The organism is Amycolatopsis sp. lyj-109, assembly GCF_046548995.1.
Classification (GTDB): domain Bacteria; phylum Actinomycetota; class Actinomycetes; order Mycobacteriales; family Pseudonocardiaceae; genus Amycolatopsis.
On record NZ_JAJPWR010000002.1, the window covers coordinates 409,734 to 426,036 of the forward strand.

The window sequence follows — 16,303 nt, forward strand, 5'->3', positions numbered from 1 at the left end:
CTCAGGGGTCAGGGCAGCCGCGCGCGGATCCACTTCTCGACGTGGTCGGCCGTCGCCTCCGGCGGGACGTCCGTGGTGTCGAAGAGGTCGACACCCAGTTCGGGCGCCGACTTCCGCAGCCAGTCGTTGAACTCCAGCATCTCGTCGATCCGCTGCTCGTCCCACTCCCGCCACGCCGGGCGCGCCCGCAGCCGCGCTCGCAGGGACGAAGGCGAGCCGACCAGCGCCAGGTAGTGGATGTCGCTGAAGAACGCGCGCTCCGGCAACGGCTCGAACTCCGGGGGCGCCACCGTGCCGCACAGCACGACCGGGCGGCCGTTCTGGTGCAGCATCGCCGCCATCCGCAGCCAAATCGAACGGAACGACGTGACCTCGTCGTGCAGCGCACTGATCCAGAGGATGTCCTGGTCCAGCACGACGACGTCGCCGGCGAACCGGTCGGCCAGCAGCGGCCCCATCGTCGACTTCCCGGCGCCGCTCGGGCCGGTCAGCGCGAACAGCGGCAGCTTCCGGAACGGCCACTCGTGCCCGCACTTCCCGCACGTGACGGTCGCGCCCGCGACGACCGGGCGGTCCGCCCGGTCTCCGCAGGCCGGGCAGATCCGCAGGTCGAGGCCCACCTCAGTCGAAGAGGTTCTCGAGGAAGCTGCGCTTGCGGTGGCCGTGGCCTTGGTTGTGTCCGTACGGCCGCGGCGAATCCGAGTACCCACCGCGGTGCGGCCGTGGCGAGTCCGCGTAACCACCACCGCGGTACCCCTTGGGCGAATCCGGGTAGCCGCCGCCACCGCGGTAGGGGCGCGGCGAGTCGGGACGGCCGTAGTGGGCCGTCGGTCCGGACTGGTACTGCGGCGGCTGCTGGCCGTAGAACGAGCTTTCCGCACCGACGATGGCCTCGAGCTCACCGCGGTCCAGGAAGATCCCGCGGCAGCCGTCGCACTGGTCGATGTGGATGCCGTTCTTGTCGACGGTCCGCATCTGGTTCTGACACTTCGGACAAATCACACCGCCGAGCCTACGCAAAAACGCGTCAGCAGGCGCAGAGGCAGAACGGGTGTCCGACCGGATCGGCGTAGACGCGGAACGTCGCCGGGTTGTCGTCGAGCAGCTTCGCCCCCAGCCCGAGCACGCGCTCGTGCGCCGCTTCCAGGTCCGTGACGTTCAGGTCCAGGTGCATCTGCTGCGGGTTCTCCGCGGACGGCCAGGCCGGCGGCCGGTAGTCGGGCACCCGCTGGAACGCGATGCCCGCGCCACCCGCGGGGTTGGCCAGCGTCACCCAGTGCCCGTCCTCGGGCACTTCGGGCGCGTCCCACTCCAGCACCGCGCGGTAGAACTCGGCCAGCGCAGCCGGGTCGGGGCAGTCGAGGGCCACCACACCCAGGGTCGGAACCGCACTCATCGTCGCTCCCTTCGATCGTGAGTAACCAGTAAAGCGATTATGTGGGTTAGCACACCCGATGGCAACCGCCGTACACTCGGCAAGTGCACACCGACGCCTCCCTGGTGGTGGAGTTCCTCAACACGGTCAACGTCGAAGAGGGCACCGACCTGCTCGAAGATCCCGGGCAGTGGCGCGAGTGGGCGGCCGCGCACGCGTTGACGGCCAATCCGGCCGCCGAGGCCCGCGCGGCGCGGGACGCCCTGCGCGCGGCGATCGGCGACCCGCGGCTACCCGGTGGCAGCGACGGCGCTGTCAACGTCGGCACCCGCATCTCCCTCACCGCGGACGGGCCGGCCCTGGTCGCGGACGACGTCGTCGGCACGGTGTTCATCGCCTGCGCGCGGCTGGTCGTGCGCGGCGACTGGATCCGCCTGAAGATCTGCCCGGCCGACACCTGCTTGTGGGCGTTCTACGACGAGTCGCGCAACCGCTCGCGCACGTGGTGCTCGATGCGCGTCTGCGGCAACCGCGAGAAGGCGCGGGGCTGGCGCGCCCGCGCCGCCGCCGGCTGAACCGGCCTCATCCGAGCGGCGGACACTCGAACGGTTGTGGACAACTTGGGGACGAAGCACCACATATCCGCGCCCCGGACACCCCGCCCCCCACACGTTGTGGACAGCCGTTAGGCCATCACCGTGAAAAACTGTGGATAACCCGGGGGATAACTCAGCTTCCTGTGGACAACTGGTTTGAAGGTCCCCCAGTTGTGGTATACGACTCGGCGGTCAAAACAGCAGCTCCGCGACGGCGTAGATGACCAGCCCGGCGAGCGCGCCGACCACCGTGCCGTTGATCCGGATGAACTGCAGGTCGCGCCCCACCTGGAGCTCGATCTTGCGGGACGTCTCCTCGGCGTCCCATCGCTCGACCGTGTCGGTGATGATCGTGGTGATCTCCCGTGAGTAGTTCTTCACGAGGTACGCCGCGGCCCCCTCGACCCAGCCGTCGGCCTTCGACCGCAGCTGGTCGTCGGTGATCAGCCGCTGCCCGAGCGAGGTGAGCCCGAGCCGGACACGCCGGCGCAGCTCGCTCGACGGGTCCTCGGCGGCGGTCAGCAGCATCTCCTTCGCCGTGCTCCACGCCGAGCCGATCAGCCGCTGGACCTCCTCGTGGTGCACGATCTGGCCTTTCACCTGCTCGGCGCGGGCCATCACCTCGGGGTTGGTCTGCAGGTCCTGGGCGAACTCGCCGAGGAACTTGTCCAGCGCCAGCCGCATCGGGTGGTTGACGTCGGTCTTCACTGCCCACGCGAAGGACAGCACCTCGCCGTAGACCTTGTCCGCGAGCATCTCGTCGACGAACTTCGGCGACCAGCTCGGTGCCCGGTCCGACACCACGCGCAGCATCGTCGTGTGGTTGTCGCGCACCCACTCGTAGCCGCGGTCGCACATCAGGTCCACGAGCTTGTGGTGCGCGCCGTCGGCGAACACGCCCTGCAGGATCTTGCCCAGCGGCGGGCCCCACGGCTTGTCGATGATCCGGCGGGCGACGGCCTGCTCCATGATCGCCTGGATGTCCTCGTCGCGGAGCACCTTCACGGCCGCCCGCACCGCAGTGGCCAGCTCGGACGTCACGCGCTCGGCGTTGTCCGGCTCCGCGAGCCAGCCGCCGAGCCGCCGGGCGATCTCGACGCGCTTGAGCTTGTCGCGCACGACCTCCTCGGACAGGAAGTTCGAGCCGACGAAGTCGCCGAGGCTGCTGCCCAGGGCGTCCTTCTTGTTCGGGATGATCGCCGTGTGCGGGATCTTCAGCCGCAGCGGGTGCCGGAACAGCGCCGTGACGGCGAACCAGTCGGCCAGCGCGCCGACCATGCCGGCCTCGGCCGCGGCGCGCACGTAGCCGACCCAGCCCGGCCAGCCGCTCGCCTGCGCCCAGCCGGCCAGCAGGAACACGAGCGTCGCTCCGAGCAGGAACGACAGCGCGACCAGCTTCATCCTGCGCAGGCCGCGCCGCTTTTCCTCTTCACCGGCCGCGCCGCCCGGTGGGTCGGCGGGTGTCACCTTCGCGGGGGTCAGTTGCTCCACATCGCCATTGTCCGTGAGGATGGCTGATCGTGCGCGAACCTGCTCTCGTTCCCCGGCTCCGGCCGTTCACCTCGACCATCTTCGCCGAGATGACGGCGTTGGCCGTCCGGCACGACGCCGTCAACCTCGGCCAGGGCTTCCCGGACACCGACGGCCCGGACGGCATGCTCGAAGCGGCGAAGAACGCCCTGTTCGGCGGGGCGAACCAGTACCCGCCGGGGCCCGGACGGCCCGAGCTGCGGGCCGCGATCGCGCGGCACCGGCAGCGCTACGGCACCGAGTACGACCCGGACACGGAGATCCTGGTCACCGCGGGCGCCACCGAGGCCATTGCGGCGGCGTTGCTGGCGCTGACCGAGCCCGGCGACGAGGTGATCGTCATCGAGCCGTACTACGACTCCTACGCCGCCGCGGTCGCGATGGCGGGGGCCGAGCGCCGGGTCGTCGGCCTGGTCGATGGCCCGGACGGCCGGTTCGGCCTGGACGTCGACGGGCTGCGCGCCGCCGTCACGCCGCGGACCCGGGCGATCCTGGTGAACTCGCCGCACAACCCGACCGGCACCGTGTTCACCCGCGCCGAGCTGGAAGCGCTCGCCGCGCTGTGCGTCGAACACGACCTCATCGCCATCTGCGACGAGGTCTACGAGCACTTGGTCTTCGACGACGCCGAGCACATCCCGCTGGTCACGCTGCCCGGTATGCGGCCGCGGACGGTGAGCATCTCCAGCGCCGGCAAGACGTTCAACTGCACCGGCTGGAAGATCGGCTGGGTCTGCTCGACGCCGGAGCTCGTCGCGGCGGTGAAAGCGGCGAAGCAGTTCATCACCTTCGTGTCCGGCGGCCCGCTGCAGCCGGCTGTCGCGCACGCGCTCGACCACGAGCTGCCCTGGGTGGACGGCCTGCGCGAGTCCCTGCAGGAGAAGCGCGACCGGCTTTCGGCCGGGCTCGCGGACGCCGGGTTCGCCGTCCGGCCGACGGCGGGCACGTATTTCGTCTGCGTCGACGTGCGGCCGCTCGGCTTCACCGACGCCGCCGATCTGGCCTGGGAACTGCCGGGCCGGGTCGGGGTCGCCGCGGTGCCGGTGAAGGTGTTCACCGATCACCCGGACGAGTGGAAACACCTGCTGCGTTTCGCGTTCTGCAAGCGCAACGAGGTCATCGACGAGGCCATCACCCGGTTGCGCAAACTGGTCTGATCACCGCGGCCCGGCTGAGTAGACGTCGTTCGCGGCCGTTCCGGCGCCGCACCGGCAGCGGGCGCCGGGCGGGCCGACCCGCCGGAGGCCGGCCGGCCTCGCCGGGCGTCCACCACTTGCCGCTTCGCGCCGTCACTCTCCGCGATGACGATGGGCGCTTCCCGGCCGGCCGCGGCGGGCGCGGGAACCTCCGTGGCGCGATGCTCGGCCTGGCAAGCACCCCGCCGCGCCGGCCGGCCCGCGGGCATCGGTCCGGCGCGTTCGTGATCACGGACCGCAGCCGGATCCCGGAACGGTCCGAGTCGCCGCTTTCGGCGTGGGACAAGCGAAGCCGCCCGCGGAACCCGTTCGGCCCAGCGGACGTCCCACATTCCGGTCAAATTCCGGTCACTTGGCCGAAACCGCGGAGTGCACACCCAGCGGAACCGGCTCGGCACAATGCGCGTTCGGGCGGCCGGAAACATCAGGTCAACCCTGAGGTGTGCAAATTGCAGTACTCGTCCGAATGGCCGTAAGCGAGCACCCGAACGGCACTGAGAGTGATCAACTTGTCGGCCGCAGATGCCTTGCCCGGTAGGGCCGCTCGGCCTCACGGGCTGGATCGAACGCGGGAGAGATGAAAGACTCCCGAACGGTGCCAGCAAGAGTGCAGCCCCGGGGGAACTGCGACCTGACCGGAGAAAGACCCCAGCAACAACAGGCTCGAGCGGAAATCGCGGAAGCCTCAGGCGCGGACGGTGGTGGTGGCGGTGAGCAGCACGGCGAACGCGCGCCGCGACGCTGCCGTGCGGCCTGGGCCCACCCCGGCTGAACCGGCTGCCTCGCACGCGCGCGTACGCGCGCCGCGGCCGTGGACGGCGTCGCTGCAACGGCCCGCCGCGAAGATCCTGGTCGCCGGTGGCCTGACCCTCGCGGGCTGGCTGCTCGGCGCCGCGCTGTCCGGCAGCACCGCATCGGCGGCCGACCGGCCGGCGTGCCCCGAGGCACCCGTGCTCTCCACTGTGGACCATGCCGCGAAGCCGGTGTGGCACGCCAGGCACCGCAAGAGCCACCACGAGACCGGCGACGGCGCCTGCGCGGCCCAGCCGAAGACCGGCAGCGCCGAGCCGACGGCGACGGACGAACCGGTCACTGCGCCGGAGACCACAAAGGACAGCTCGGCCACCGGAGAGCCGGCGGCCGGCCCTTCCCCGGAAGAGCCGGTCGCCGCCTCGCCGGAAAGCACTTCCCCGGCGGAGCCGTCGGGCAGCTCGTCCGCCAAGAAGCCCGCGGCCACCACGAAGGCCGGCTCCCCGGAAAGCTCCTCCACCGACGCGCCGAAGGCCACCTCCGCCAGCGGGAACCTGCTCGGCAGCCTGGTCGGCGGCACGCTCGAGGCGGTCAGCGGAGCGACCACAAAGGACACCACCACAGAGTCGGCCGCCTCGTCCGGTGGCCTGGTCGGCGGCCTCGTCGGCGGCGTCCTCGACGTGGTGGGCGGGACGCTCTCCACCGTCACGGGCACCCTCGGCCTCGTCACGGACACGCTCTCCCACACCGTGCTCGCACCGCTCACCCAGCCGCCCGCGAGCAACCCCGGCGCGCCCGTGCTGCTCCCCCTCGACGACATCCTGAGCCCCGTGCTCGGCGGCAGCTCGAACTCAGGCGGCGTCATCGCGACCGTCCCCGGCGTGCCGGCCGTCGTCACCCAGGCGCCGGCCGCGGTCCTCGGGACCGTCCCGGCCGCGGACGCCTCCACAGCCGGTCAGCAGCAGACCTCCCGGGTCGCGCTCGCGCACCTGGTCGTCCGGCACGCCGAGTCGCTGCCGGCGGTCCACGAGCAGCCGCGCGACTCCGGCACCCACGCCACCGGCGGCGGCGGCGATTCCACGCCCGGCCTGCCCGGCGGCACCACCGCCCCGAGCGCGCCGGCCCCCACCGCGGCCCCGGGCCACGACGGCTCCGGCGGCGCCCGCCACGCTTTCGCCGTCCACACCGACGACGTCACCACCACGCAGCTCAAGCTGATCGGCACCAGCCGCGACCACGAGGTCGACGGCGCAGGCAGGGAAGCCGCCCTGCCCACCACCTCCCCCGACTGACCCCCGGACCGGGCAGCCGGGGACAAGTGCGTCCTGTTCAAGATCATCAAGGCGCACCCGCACGCCGTTGAGGCGTCACGTTTCCCCTGCTCCAGTACGAAATCCGTGGCTCTTTCACGTCTCGTGACGCCGCCGCGCGTCCGACGTACCCCAGGGGCGGAAACCATGCGAACCCACAAACTTTCCGACCGGCCGACCGCGCCCGGCCGGGTCGGATCCCGGTCCCGGCGCCGCGCTGCCCCCGCGGCGCCGGGACCCACACCGGGTGCGCTCCGGGAGCCCTTGCTCACCGCGCCGAGCGAGGACTCGCAGTACCGCGAGCGCACCTGAGCCGCCGGCTTCCCGGCACGTCGAGGGGCTGTGCCGGGAAGCCGCGGTACCCGCGAACGGGGTCACGTCCGTGAGCGGGTGTGTGGAACGACGAACCGGTGCGCTGGATGCACATGAACGCCGCCCATCCCTGGGAGGAGGCTCGCATCCAGCGCACCGGTTCGTTCATGCGATGGGCGCGTCCAAGGAAGCCGGGGTGCCGCGGACCGACGCTTCGGCCGCGCGCAGCCGGCGGATCGCTTCGCCGATCTTCTCCGGCGGCAACGCGAACGGCAGCCGGATCCAGCGCTCCATGCCGCCGTGGACGCCGAAGCGGGAGCCCGGGGCCACCTGGATCCCATGGCTCGCCGCCGCGACCGCCAGGCGGGAGCTCACCGGTTCCGGCATCCGGCACCACAGCGACAGCCCGCCGTTCGGCAGGGTGAACGTCCAGTCCGGCAGGTGCGCGGCGACCGCCTCCGCCAGCGCGTCGCGGTTGCCTCGCAAGTCGTCGCGACGGCGAGCCAGCGCCGCCCAGCCGTCGGCTTCCAGCAGTTCGGAGAACACCACCTGCTCGAAGACCGGCGAGCCGAGGTCGACCGCGTAGCGCGCCGACACCAGGCGGCCGAGCAGGTCCTCCGACGCGCGGATCCAGCCCAGGCGCAGGCCGCCCCAGTGGGACTTCGACGCCGAGCCGACGCAGATCACCAGGTCACCCGCGAACGCGGCCAGCGGCGGCGGCCCGTCGAGCGGATCCCCCTCGAAGTCCAGCTCGACCAGCGTCTCGTCCACCACCACCGGCGTCCGGGCGCGGGACAGGACGGCACCGAGCCGTTCGCGGCCCCCGGCGTCGAGGCGCAGGCCGGTCGGGTTCTGGAAGTCGACCACGAGGTAGGCCAGCCGCGGGGCTGCCTGGCGCAGGGCCGCGTCGACGCCGGCGATGTCCCAGCCGCGGTCACCGGTCGGGTCGAGCGCGACCGGCACCGGGATGGCGTGCGCGGCCCGGATCGCCTCCAGGGCGTTCGGGTAGGTCGGCTGCTCCACCAGCACCCGGTCGCCAGGCCCGGTCAGCATCCGCAGGACCAGCACGAACGCGTGGTGCGCACCGTTGGTGACCATGATCTGCGCGGCCGTGGTCGGCAGCCCGCGCTCGGTGTACCGCCGGGCGATCTTCTCCCGCAGCGTCAGCAGGCCGCGCTCGGAGTAGCCGTGCTGCCCGAGGTGCTCGACGAGCGCGCAGCGGGCGGCGTCGACGGCCGCGATCATGCCCGGCGGCGCCGACGGCGACGCGTGGGCGAAGTCGATCAGGTCGTCACCCTCCGGGACGACCGTGGCCCGGCGGCGGCGTCCGGGTGCGGTGATCCACGAACCGGCGCCCCGACGGCTCGCGACGAACCCGTTCTCCCGCAACCGGTCCAGGGCCGCACCGATCAGCGTCCGGCTCGCCCCCAGCGCGTCGGCCAGCTCCCGTTCGGCGGGCAGCCGGGTGCCGAGCGGGAGCTGGCCGTCGAGCACCTGCAGTTCGAGGGCCGCGGCCAGGTCCGCGGCACCCTGCCGGGAGCCACCTTGCCGCCACGAGCCCAGCATGACGGCCAATCGTGGCCCGGAGATGCGTCCACCCAGCGGGATCATGGGTTCCATCAGGCCAATATTCCAGAATTGGCTATGGTTTACCAGGCCACTTACCTCGATAGTGGACGACGTGGCTCAGACCGATCTCCGGCCCGTCCGGATCACCCGCGACCCCGTCCGCCGCAGCGTCCAGCTCCTGTCCGGCCTCGCCCTCTACGGCACGAGCGTCGCCATGCTCACCCGCGCCCACCTGGGCCTCGAACCGTGGGGCGTGCTGGCCGAAGGCGTCATGAAGCACACCGGGCTGACCTTCGGCACGGTGACCGGCGTGATTTCGGTGGCCGTGCTGCTGCTGTGGATCCCGCTGCGCCAGCGGCCCGGGATCGGCACGGTCGCGAACGTCGTGGTCATCTCGGTCATGGTCGACGTCGTCCGCGCGGTCCTCCCGGACCAGCACGACCTGGTGTGGCAGATAGTGCTCCTGGTCGGCGGCGTGACGCTCAACGGCGTCGCGACGGCCACCTACGTCGGCGCCCGGCTGGGCCCGGGTGCCCGCGACGGCCTGATGACCGGGCTCGCGGCGCGCACCGGCCGGTCGGTCCGGCTGGTGCGCACCGGCATCGAGCTCACCGTGGTCATCGCCGGGTTCGCGCTCGGCGGCACGCTCGGGTTCGGCACCGTGCTCTACGCGCTGGCCATCGGCCCGCTGACCCAGGCGCTGCTGCCGCTGGTCGTGTGGCGCGAACCGCAGCGCGAAGAGCAGCAGCCCGTTCACTAACCGGCCTTGCGCTGCTGCACGGCCCGGCGCAGCGTCAGGTAGTCCGCGCCGCGCCGGGCGAGCACGTCGTCGGTGCCGCGCTGCTGGGCCAGTGCCAGCAGGATGTGCTCCCGGCCGAGGTGCTTGTCGCCCAGCCGGACGGCTTCCTTGAGGCTCAGCTCCAGCGTCTTCTTCGATTGTGCGGTGAACGGGATGTGCCCGCGCTTGGCCGGGCCGAGCCGTCCGGCCAGCGCCCCCTCGCCGTGCGTCTGCTCGACGCGGTCGACGATCTGCTCGACGTCGATGCCGAACTCGGTGAGCGCCTCGGCGTCGGCGTCGCTCACCCCTCCGCGGCGCCGGGTGCGGGCCAGCTCGGCGGCGACGTCCTCGACCGAGACGCCCAGCTCGGCCAGCAGCGGCACGTCGGTCTTCACCAGCGCGGCGAGCAGGTGGGCGGGCCCGATCTCCACCGAACCGGACTCCCGCGCCACGATCTGCGCCTCGACCACCGCCATCCGCGCGTCGGCCGTGAACCTCTCGAACATCAGTGCCTCCCGTACTTCTTGTGCACGGCCTGCCGGCTGACCCCCAGCTCGGCGGCGATCTCCTGCCACGACCAGCCGTGCACCCGCGCGCTGCGGACCTGCACGGCCTCCAGTTGTTCCAGCAGCCGCCGGAGCGCGGCGACCGCGCGCAGCCCCACCCGGGGATCGCGGTCACCCGCCCGGGCGGCCAAATCCGTCGCTTCCGTCATGCCTGTCAACCTACGTTGACATGTCGTTCCTGTCAACCGAAGTTGACACGCTCAGCGCGAAGCCACCGGAAGGGCGACGTACAGTCGGGTGATGCCCGAGATCGTGATCGCCGAACGGGCCGGGGTGGGCGCCGACGGCCACCCGCGCCCCACCGAGGACCACGTCGTCGTGCTCGACAACGCGGTGCTCGTCCTGGACGGCGCCACCTCGGCGGACCCCTCGCAGCCCCCCGGCGGCTGGTACGCCGAACGGCTGGCCGGGCGCCTCGCCGACGACCTCCGCGCGGCCCCCGAAGCCGACCTGACCGAGGTCCTGACCAGCGCGATCGCCGCGGTCACCGCGAGGCACTGCCTGCAGCCGCAGCGTTCCCCGTCGAGCACGGTCGCGGCCGTGCGGTGGCTCGAAGACCGCGTCGACGCGCTCGTGCTGGCCGACAGCCCGGTGGTCGGTTTCGGCAGCTTCGGCGGCTTCAGCGTTGACGTCGTCTCGGACGACCGGCTGGCCCGGCTGCGGCGGCGCGGGATGCTCCAGACCGGCGCCGACGTCCGGCGCCGGCGCAACGCCCACGACGGCTTCTGGGTCGCCGAAGCCGACCCGGGTGCCGCCGCGCACGCGGTCCGGCGCAGCTGGCAGCGGGCCGACGTCGACGCGGTGCTGCTCGCCAGCGACGGCGTGTCCATCGGCGTCGACCAGTACGAACTCTTCGACTGGCGCGAAGCCCTGGCGGTCACCCGGGCCGACGGACCCGACGCCGTGCTGGACGCCGTCCGCACCGCCGAAAAGCAGGATCCGGACGGCGAGCGGTGGCCCCGGCCGAAGCGGCACGACGACCAGGCGCTCGTCCTGGTCGATTTCAATCAGGGGGTTAATCAGGGTCTTCCCTGATCACGACGGTCGCGTTTCCGGCGACCCTGAACACATGGGGACGGAAACGGGGAAGCGCACGAGACCGTGGCGGCTCGTCGCGGTGGCGGCGATCGGGTGGGGCCTGTTCACGGCCGTGGTGCTGCACATCGTCAGCTCGCGCAATCCGGTGTACGACACGCTGTCGAGCTACACGGTGACCGACCGCGGCGAAGGGATGCTCGCGGCGAGCGTGCTCTCGCTGGCCGTCGGGTCGCTCGCGGTGCTCGGCGCGCTGCAGGTCGCCGGCGTGCCGCTGTCGCGGACGACCCGGTTGCTGCTCGCGTTGTGGGCGCTCGGGATGGCCGCGGCCGCGATCTTCCCGGCGAGCTACCCCGCGGCGCCGGACCCGGTGAGCGGCGAGATCCACCTCTACGCGTGCCTGGTCGCGTTCTGCAGCCTGCCCGGCGCGGCGATCTCGCTGCTGGAGCCGCTGCGGGACCGGCCGGAGCGCATCGCGCTGGTCCGGGCCATCCGGCTGACCGCGGGGGCGTTCGCGCTGTTCGCACTGAGCTTCGTGTTCGTGCGGCTGAGCGAGGCCGGCGTGGCGCCGTTCCGCGAGATCTCCGACGCCGTCCCGATCGGCGTCACGCAGCGGCTGCTGCTACTCGCGGACGTCGTACTGCTGGGCACGCTGCTGTGGCTGGCGGCCCGGCTGGAATCAGCCTTCGACGGCCGCCGCGAATTCGGGCGCGTAGCCGTACAGGCCGGGCATGCCGCCGGTGTGCAGGAACACCACGTGATCGTCCGGAGCGAAGTGACCCGCCCATTCGATCAGCGCGGCGGCCACTTTGCCGGTGTAGACCGGATCGAGCACGACACCCTCCGTGCGGCCGAAAAGCCGTAGCGCGGCCCAGACGGCGTCGGTCGGGATGCCGTAGCCGGGACCGAGCGTGGCATCGCCCATTTTCGTGTGCGCGAGCGACGGTGGTTCGACGCCGAGGAGCTTGGCCGCACCGTCGACGAGGTCGCGGAGGTTCTCCGTGGCCTCGGCGAGCGGGTGGCTGACGCAGGCGATGCCGACGCCGAGGCCGCCGAGGAGCGCGGCGCCCAGCGCGACGCCGGCCGCGGTGCCGCCGCTGGCGTGCGGGACGACGAGGTGGGCCCGCTCGATGCCGCGTTCTTCCAGCTGCTTCGCGAGTTCGTAGGTGGCGCGGACGTAGCCGAGCGCGCCGAGGTCGTTGGAGCCGCCGACCGGGATCGTGGCGACCTTCCGGCCGTCGGCGGCGGCTTCGGCGACCAGGCGGTCGTAGGTGCGGCCGGTTTCCTCGCCGTCGGCGCAGACGTGGACGGTCGCGCCGAAGAGCCGGTCGAGGGGGAGGTTGCCGCCGCGTTCGTACGCCTCGCCGTCGCGCGGGACCTTGGCGGTGAGCACGAGTTCGCAGCGCAGGCCGAGCTTCGCGCACGCGGCGGCGGTCTGGCGGCCGTGGTTGGTCTGGAGCGCGCCGAAGGTGAGCACGGTGTCGGCGCCGGCCGCCTTCGCCGCGCCCAGGTGGTATTCGAGCTTGCGGAGCTTGTTGCCGCCGGCACCGAGCGGGTGCACGTCGTCGCGCTTGAGCCAGAGGTTTCGCAGGCCGAGGGCTTCACCGAGCCGGGGCGCCTCGTGCAGCGGGGTCGGCCAGCCGCCCAGGTCGACACGGGGCACCGCGGCCAGCGCGGCGTCGGGGAATCCGGCGAAGTCGAACGTCATCGGCCCTCCAGGCTCGGCTTTCTAACCACTATAGGGGGTTAAGCACCTGGAAGCGGAGTTCGAGGACCGGCCCGACCTCGCGCACGCCGATCCGGCGCAGCGCCACGCCGTCGAGATCGGGGTCGCCGAACAACGGCAGTCCGGCGCCCAGCAGCACCGGGGCGATCTGGACGTGCAGTTCGTCGGCCAGCCGGGCTTGCACGGCCTGCCGGACCACGCTCGCGCCGATCACCTTGACCGCCCGCTCCCCCGCGGCCGCCCGCGCCTGCTCGACCGCCGAGGCGATCCCGTCGGTCACGAAGGTGAAGGTGAGGTTCTCGTCCTGCTTGGGCAGCACGGCTGGCGGCGTGTGCGTGACGACGAAGATCGGGACCTGGAACTCGTAGTTGCCGACGTACCAGTCCGGGTCCTCGGCCATCGCGAACGAGCGGCGGCCGAGGACGACCGCGCCCGTCTCCCGGATCAGGTCGGTCATCCACTCGCTGCCGCTCGAGGCGGCGGGGGCGGACAGCCGGGCCGTGCCGCCGTCGCGATCGGCGACGAAGCCGTCCAGCGACATGCTCATGCCCGCGTGCACCGTGGCCATGGTTTCTCCTCACGTAGTCGTTGGCCAGGTAGACGACCGGGGTCGCGAAAACTCATCGGAGGTAGCCGAAGACCGTCGGTATCCGGTAACGTTCGTTCGAACGAACGAGAACTTTCGGGGGCCGCCATGACCGCTACGAGCCTCGACTTCACGGGCCTCGCCGCCCAGGCCGCGCGGCTCGCCGCGGGTGAAGTCACCTCCGCCGAGCTCACCGCGGCCGCGCTCGGGCGCGCGCACGCGAGCCAGCCCACGCTGAACGCATTCCGGCACCTGCGTGACGACGAAGCCCTCGCCGAAGCCTTGGCCGCGGACCGCCGCCTGGCCGCGGGCGACCACGCGCCCCTGCTCGGGGTGCCGATCGCGATCAAGGACGACGTCGACCTCACCGGCCTGCCCACTTCGTTCGGCTGCACCGGCGAGTTCCCGTGCGCGACCTCCGATGCACCCGCCGTCGCGCTGCTGCGCGAAGCCGGAGCGGTGATCATCGGCAAGACGAACACCCCCGAGCTGGGCCAGTGGCCGTTCACCGAAGGCCCGGCCTTCGGCGTGACGCGCAACCCGTGGCACACCGGCCACACCCCAGGGGGTTCTTCGGGCGGGAGCGCGGCCGCGGTGGCGTCGGGGGTCATCGCGGCCGCGCTCGGGTCCGACGGCGCCGGCTCGGTGCGCATCCCGGCCGCGTGGACCGGGCTGGTCGGCATCAAGACCCAGCGCGGCCGGATCCCCACCGGCGGCGAGCTGTTCCACGGCCTCACCGTGCTCGGCCCGCTGGCCCGCACGACCGAGGACGCCGCCCTGCTGCTCGACGCCGCCGCGGGAACTCCCGGCGTGTTCCGCGCGGCCGCCGCGCGCGAGCCCGGGAAGCTGCGGATCGGGCTGTCGACGCGGATCCCGTTCACCGCCACCAAGACCCGTCTCGACCCGGTCGTCGACAGCGCCGTGCGGCGGCTCGCCGAGTCCCTCGCCGGGCTGGGCCACGAAATCGTCGAGGTCGAGCCGGACTACGGGCTGATCGGGCTGACGTTCCTGCCGCGGTCGCTCACCGGCGTCCGCGACTGGACGCTGCGGGTGCCCGACCGGGCCGGGCTCGACCCGCGCACGCGCAGCAACGCCGGTCACGGCCGGCTGCTGGCCGGCCCCGCGCTGCGGCTGGCCCGTGCCCTCGAGCCGGGCCTGCACCGGCGGATCGGGTCGGTGTTCGGCCGCGTCGACGTCCTGCTGACGCCGACCACCGCGACCCCGCCGCCGCCGGTCGGCACGTTCGACGGACTGTCCGGCTGGGAGACCGACCAGGCCATGATCGCCGCCTGCCCGTACGCTTGGCCGTGGAACGTGCTGGGCTGGCCGGGGGTCAACGTCCCGGCCGGGCAGACGGCGGACGGGCTGCCGCTCGGCGCGCAGCTGCTCGGCCCGTCGCACGCCGAGGAGCGGCTGATTTCCCTTGCCGCGCAACTGGAAGAGGTCGAACAGTGGCCGGAGCGGCATCCCGCGACAGGCTGGTGAGCACCCGGGAAGCCATCCTGCGCGGAGCGCTGACCGTCGTCGGCGAACACGGGGTCGGCGGGCTGACGAACCGCCGGATCGTCGCCGCCGCGGGCGTCTCGCTCGGCACGCTGACCTACCACTTCCCGAGCCAGCCGGCGTTGCTGCGCGAGGCGATGCTGCTGTTCGCCGAGGAGGAGACGGCGAAGCTCGGCGCGATCGTCGACGGCTACCGCTCCGAAGGGCTGAGCGTCGAGCAGGCGGCCTCGGTGGTCGAGCACGTGATCGCGCAGCTGCCGTTCGGCGCGGACGAGCTCGGCGCACACGAGCTGTACCTGCAGGCGGCGCGGGACCCGGAGCTGCACGAAGCGTCTTCGCGGTGCTTCGCGGCGTACGACGAGCTGGCCGTGACGATCCTGGCGGTACTGGGGGTGCCCGACCCACACCGGCTGGCCGGGCCGGTGGTGGCCCTGATCGCGGGGTTGCAGCTGCGGCGGCTGGCCACCGGCGAGACGGACACGCCGGTGGCCGAGCCGCTGATGATGCTGATCCGCGGAGCTTGATGGCCCGGCCCATCGTCCGCGGCACGGCGGCGTGGAGGTACTTCGGCGACTTCCGCGACGCCTTCCTGGCGGAGCAGGTCCTGGTGTTGCAAGTGGCGCACCCGGTCGTCGCGGCGGGCGTGCGGGATCATTCGGACTACACGTCGGATCCGTGGACGCGGTTGATGCGGACGGGCGCGTCGCTGTCGATCTACGTCTACGGCGGTGACGCCGGCGCGCGCGTGGAAGCCGCGCGGTTGCGCGCCTTGCACCGGACGTTCACGGGAGTTGCGGACGGAAAGCGGTACAGCGGGCTGGACCCGGCGGCGTATGCGTGGGTGCATGCGACTTTGGTGAAGGTTCCTGTTGACGCGCAGCGGTTTTTTGGGCGGGAACTGTCCACATCGGAGCTGGACGAGTACTACGCGCAGATGTGCGACGTCGGGCGGATGCTGGGCGTGCGCGAGCGTGATCTGCCGCCGGACTGGGCGGCTTTCGAGCGTTACCACGACTCGATGGTGGCGGGTTTTTCGGTGAACCAGACCATTGTCGAGCTTTTCGAGACCATCCGGACGGTCCGCAAGCCGGCCGGATGGCTGCCGGACCGATGGTGGCTTCCGGTGTGCCGTGCTCAGGCACGGGGGCAGCTGTTCTTGATCCGGGCGACGCTGCCGCCCGCGTTCCGGGAGCGTCTCGGTCTACAGTGGACGGAGAGGGACCAGCGGCGGTTCGACCGGTTCGCGGCTTGCGTGCGGGTCGTGAGCACGCCGATCCCGGCCGGGGCGCGGACGGCGCACATGCGGTGGATCGGGAAGCTCAACGTGTGGTTCCGCGCGCACCCGCGGGTGTACCGGGCGCTGGTCCGCCGAGACGGCCCGGGCGCGAAGCCGAGTTCCTGACCGTGACTCTGGGGCCGACACGCGTGCTTGAAGGGTCGACACGCGTGATGGAGAGGTCGACACGCGTGA

17 protein-coding genes and 1 pseudogene are annotated in these 16,303 nt (G+C 72.2%); 9 read left to right on the top strand and 9 right to left on the bottom strand.

Annotation, left to right across the window (positions count from 1 at the left end; translation table 11 throughout):
• Nucleotides 1-8: 8 nt before the first annotated feature.
• Genes ACLJQF_RS05690 through ACLJQF_RS05700 form a run of 3 tightly spaced genes read right to left on the bottom strand, consistent with a single transcriptional unit; the run spans nt 9 to nt 1,396 of the window.
• Nucleotides 9-620: a nucleoside kinase gene (locus ACLJQF_RS05690; protein ID WP_410607133.1), complete on the bottom strand. Its 612-nt coding sequence runs from the start codon at nt 618-620 to the stop codon at nt 9-11.
• A 1-nt stretch (nt 621) separates the two neighbouring features.
• Nucleotides 622-975, bottom strand: coding sequence for a zf-TFIIB domain-containing protein (locus tag ACLJQF_RS05695; RefSeq protein WP_410607134.1), 354 nt, complete (start codon nt 973-975; stop codon nt 622-624).
• A gap of 52 nt (nt 976-1,027) precedes the next feature.
• Complete coding sequence (locus ACLJQF_RS05700) at nt 1,028-1,396, bottom strand: VOC family protein (protein ID WP_410607135.1); 369 nt, start codon at nt 1,394-1,396, stop codon at nt 1,028-1,030.
• A gap of 83 nt (nt 1,397-1,479) precedes the next feature.
• Here ACLJQF_RS05700 and ACLJQF_RS05705 point away from each other — a divergent pair, with 83 nt between their 5' ends.
• Nucleotides 1,480-1,950: a CGNR zinc finger domain-containing protein gene (locus ACLJQF_RS05705; RefSeq protein WP_410607136.1), complete on the top strand. Its 471-nt coding sequence runs from the start codon at nt 1,480-1,482 to the stop codon at nt 1,948-1,950.
• 213 nt (nt 1,951-2,163) lie between these two features.
• Here ACLJQF_RS05705 and ACLJQF_RS05710 read toward each other — a convergent pair whose 3' ends face one another.
• Nucleotides 2,164-3,462: a DUF445 domain-containing protein gene (locus tag ACLJQF_RS05710; protein WP_410607137.1), complete on the bottom strand. Its 1,299-nt coding sequence runs from the start codon at nt 3,460-3,462 to the stop codon at nt 2,164-2,166.
• Nucleotides 3,463-3,491: 29 nt separating this feature from the next.
• On the opposite strand from ACLJQF_RS05710, the gene ACLJQF_RS05715 reads away from it, so the two are divergent.
• Nucleotides 3,492-4,658, top strand: coding sequence for a pyridoxal phosphate-dependent aminotransferase (locus ACLJQF_RS05715; protein ID WP_410607138.1), 1,167 nt, complete (start codon nt 3,492-3,494; stop codon nt 4,656-4,658).
• A 749-nt stretch (nt 4,659-5,407) separates the two neighbouring features.
• On the top strand, nt 5,408-6,739 hold the full coding sequence (locus ACLJQF_RS05720; protein ID WP_410607139.1) for a hypothetical protein: 1,332 nt from the start codon (nt 5,408-5,410) through the stop codon (nt 6,737-6,739).
• Between the two features lie 495 nt (nt 6,740-7,234).
• Here ACLJQF_RS05720 and ACLJQF_RS05725 read toward each other — a convergent pair whose 3' ends face one another.
• On the bottom strand, nt 7,235-8,689 hold the full coding sequence (locus ACLJQF_RS05725; protein ID WP_410607140.1) for a PLP-dependent aminotransferase family protein: 1,455 nt from the start codon (nt 8,687-8,689) through the stop codon (nt 7,235-7,237).
• Nucleotides 8,690-8,750: 61 nt separating this feature from the next.
• Here ACLJQF_RS05725 and ACLJQF_RS05730 point away from each other — a divergent pair, with 61 nt between their 5' ends.
• Complete coding sequence (locus tag ACLJQF_RS05730; protein ID WP_410607141.1) at nt 8,751-9,398, top strand: YczE/YyaS/YitT family protein; 648 nt, start codon at nt 8,751-8,753, stop codon at nt 9,396-9,398.
• Here ACLJQF_RS05730 and ACLJQF_RS05735 read toward each other — a convergent pair.
• Both ACLJQF_RS05735 and ACLJQF_RS05740 read right to left on the bottom strand, forming a co-directional pair.
• The gene (locus ACLJQF_RS05735; RefSeq protein WP_410607142.1) at nt 9,395-9,922 is read right to left on the bottom strand and encodes a Clp protease N-terminal domain-containing protein; all 528 of its coding nucleotides are present in this window, start codon (nt 9,920-9,922) and stop codon (nt 9,395-9,397) included. The two genes, ACLJQF_RS05730 and ACLJQF_RS05735, sit on opposite strands and share 4 nt — an antisense overlap.
• Complete coding sequence (locus ACLJQF_RS05740) at nt 9,922-10,131, bottom strand: sigma factor-like helix-turn-helix DNA-binding protein (RefSeq protein ID WP_004559389.1); 210 nt, start codon at nt 10,129-10,131, stop codon at nt 9,922-9,924. Before ACLJQF_RS05740 ends, ACLJQF_RS05735 begins: the two co-directional genes overlap by 1 nt.
• A gap of 91 nt (nt 10,132-10,222) precedes the next feature.
• Between ACLJQF_RS05740 and ACLJQF_RS05745 the strand changes: the two genes are divergently transcribed.
• Both ACLJQF_RS05745 and ACLJQF_RS05750 read left to right on the top strand, forming a co-directional pair.
• Nucleotides 10,223-11,017 (top strand): protein phosphatase 2C domain-containing protein, encoded by a 795-nt coding sequence (locus tag ACLJQF_RS05745; protein WP_410607143.1) that lies wholly within the window; start codon nt 10,223-10,225, stop codon nt 11,015-11,017.
• A gap of 34 nt (nt 11,018-11,051) precedes the next feature.
• Nucleotides 11,052-11,618, top strand: a pseudogene (locus ACLJQF_RS05750) (DUF998 domain-containing protein); the annotation flags it as partial.
• Nucleotides 11,619-11,696: 78 nt separating this feature from the next.
• On the opposite strand, the gene ACLJQF_RS05755 reads toward ACLJQF_RS05750, so the two are convergent.
• Entirely contained in the window at nt 11,697-12,725 is a 1,029-nt protein-coding gene (locus ACLJQF_RS05755; protein ID WP_410607144.1) for a D-cysteine desulfhydrase family protein, read from the bottom strand.
• Nucleotides 12,726-12,753: 28 nt separating this feature from the next.
• Nucleotides 12,754-13,311, bottom strand: a complete 558-nt coding sequence (locus ACLJQF_RS05760) for a dihydrofolate reductase family protein (protein ID WP_410607145.1) — start codon at nt 13,309-13,311, stop codon at nt 12,754-12,756.
• Nucleotides 13,312-13,437: 126 nt separating this feature from the next.
• Between ACLJQF_RS05760 and ACLJQF_RS05765 the strand changes: the two genes are divergently transcribed.
• Genes ACLJQF_RS05765 through ACLJQF_RS05775 form a run of 3 tightly spaced genes read left to right on the top strand, consistent with a single transcriptional unit; the run spans nt 13,438 to nt 16,234 of the window.
• Nucleotides 13,438-14,814: an amidase gene (locus ACLJQF_RS05765; RefSeq protein WP_410607146.1), complete on the top strand. Its 1,377-nt coding sequence runs from the start codon at nt 13,438-13,440 to the stop codon at nt 14,812-14,814.
• Complete coding sequence (locus ACLJQF_RS05770) at nt 14,781-15,356, top strand: TetR/AcrR family transcriptional regulator (protein ID WP_410607147.1); 576 nt, start codon at nt 14,781-14,783, stop codon at nt 15,354-15,356. The genes ACLJQF_RS05765 and ACLJQF_RS05770 overlap by 34 nt, the downstream gene beginning before the upstream one ends.
• Nucleotides 15,356-16,234, top strand: a complete 879-nt coding sequence (locus ACLJQF_RS05775) for an oxygenase MpaB family protein (RefSeq protein ID WP_410607148.1) — start codon at nt 15,356-15,358, stop codon at nt 16,232-16,234. Before ACLJQF_RS05770 ends, ACLJQF_RS05775 begins: the two co-directional genes overlap by 1 nt.
• The last annotated feature ends 69 nt before the right edge of the window (nt 16,235-16,303 follow it).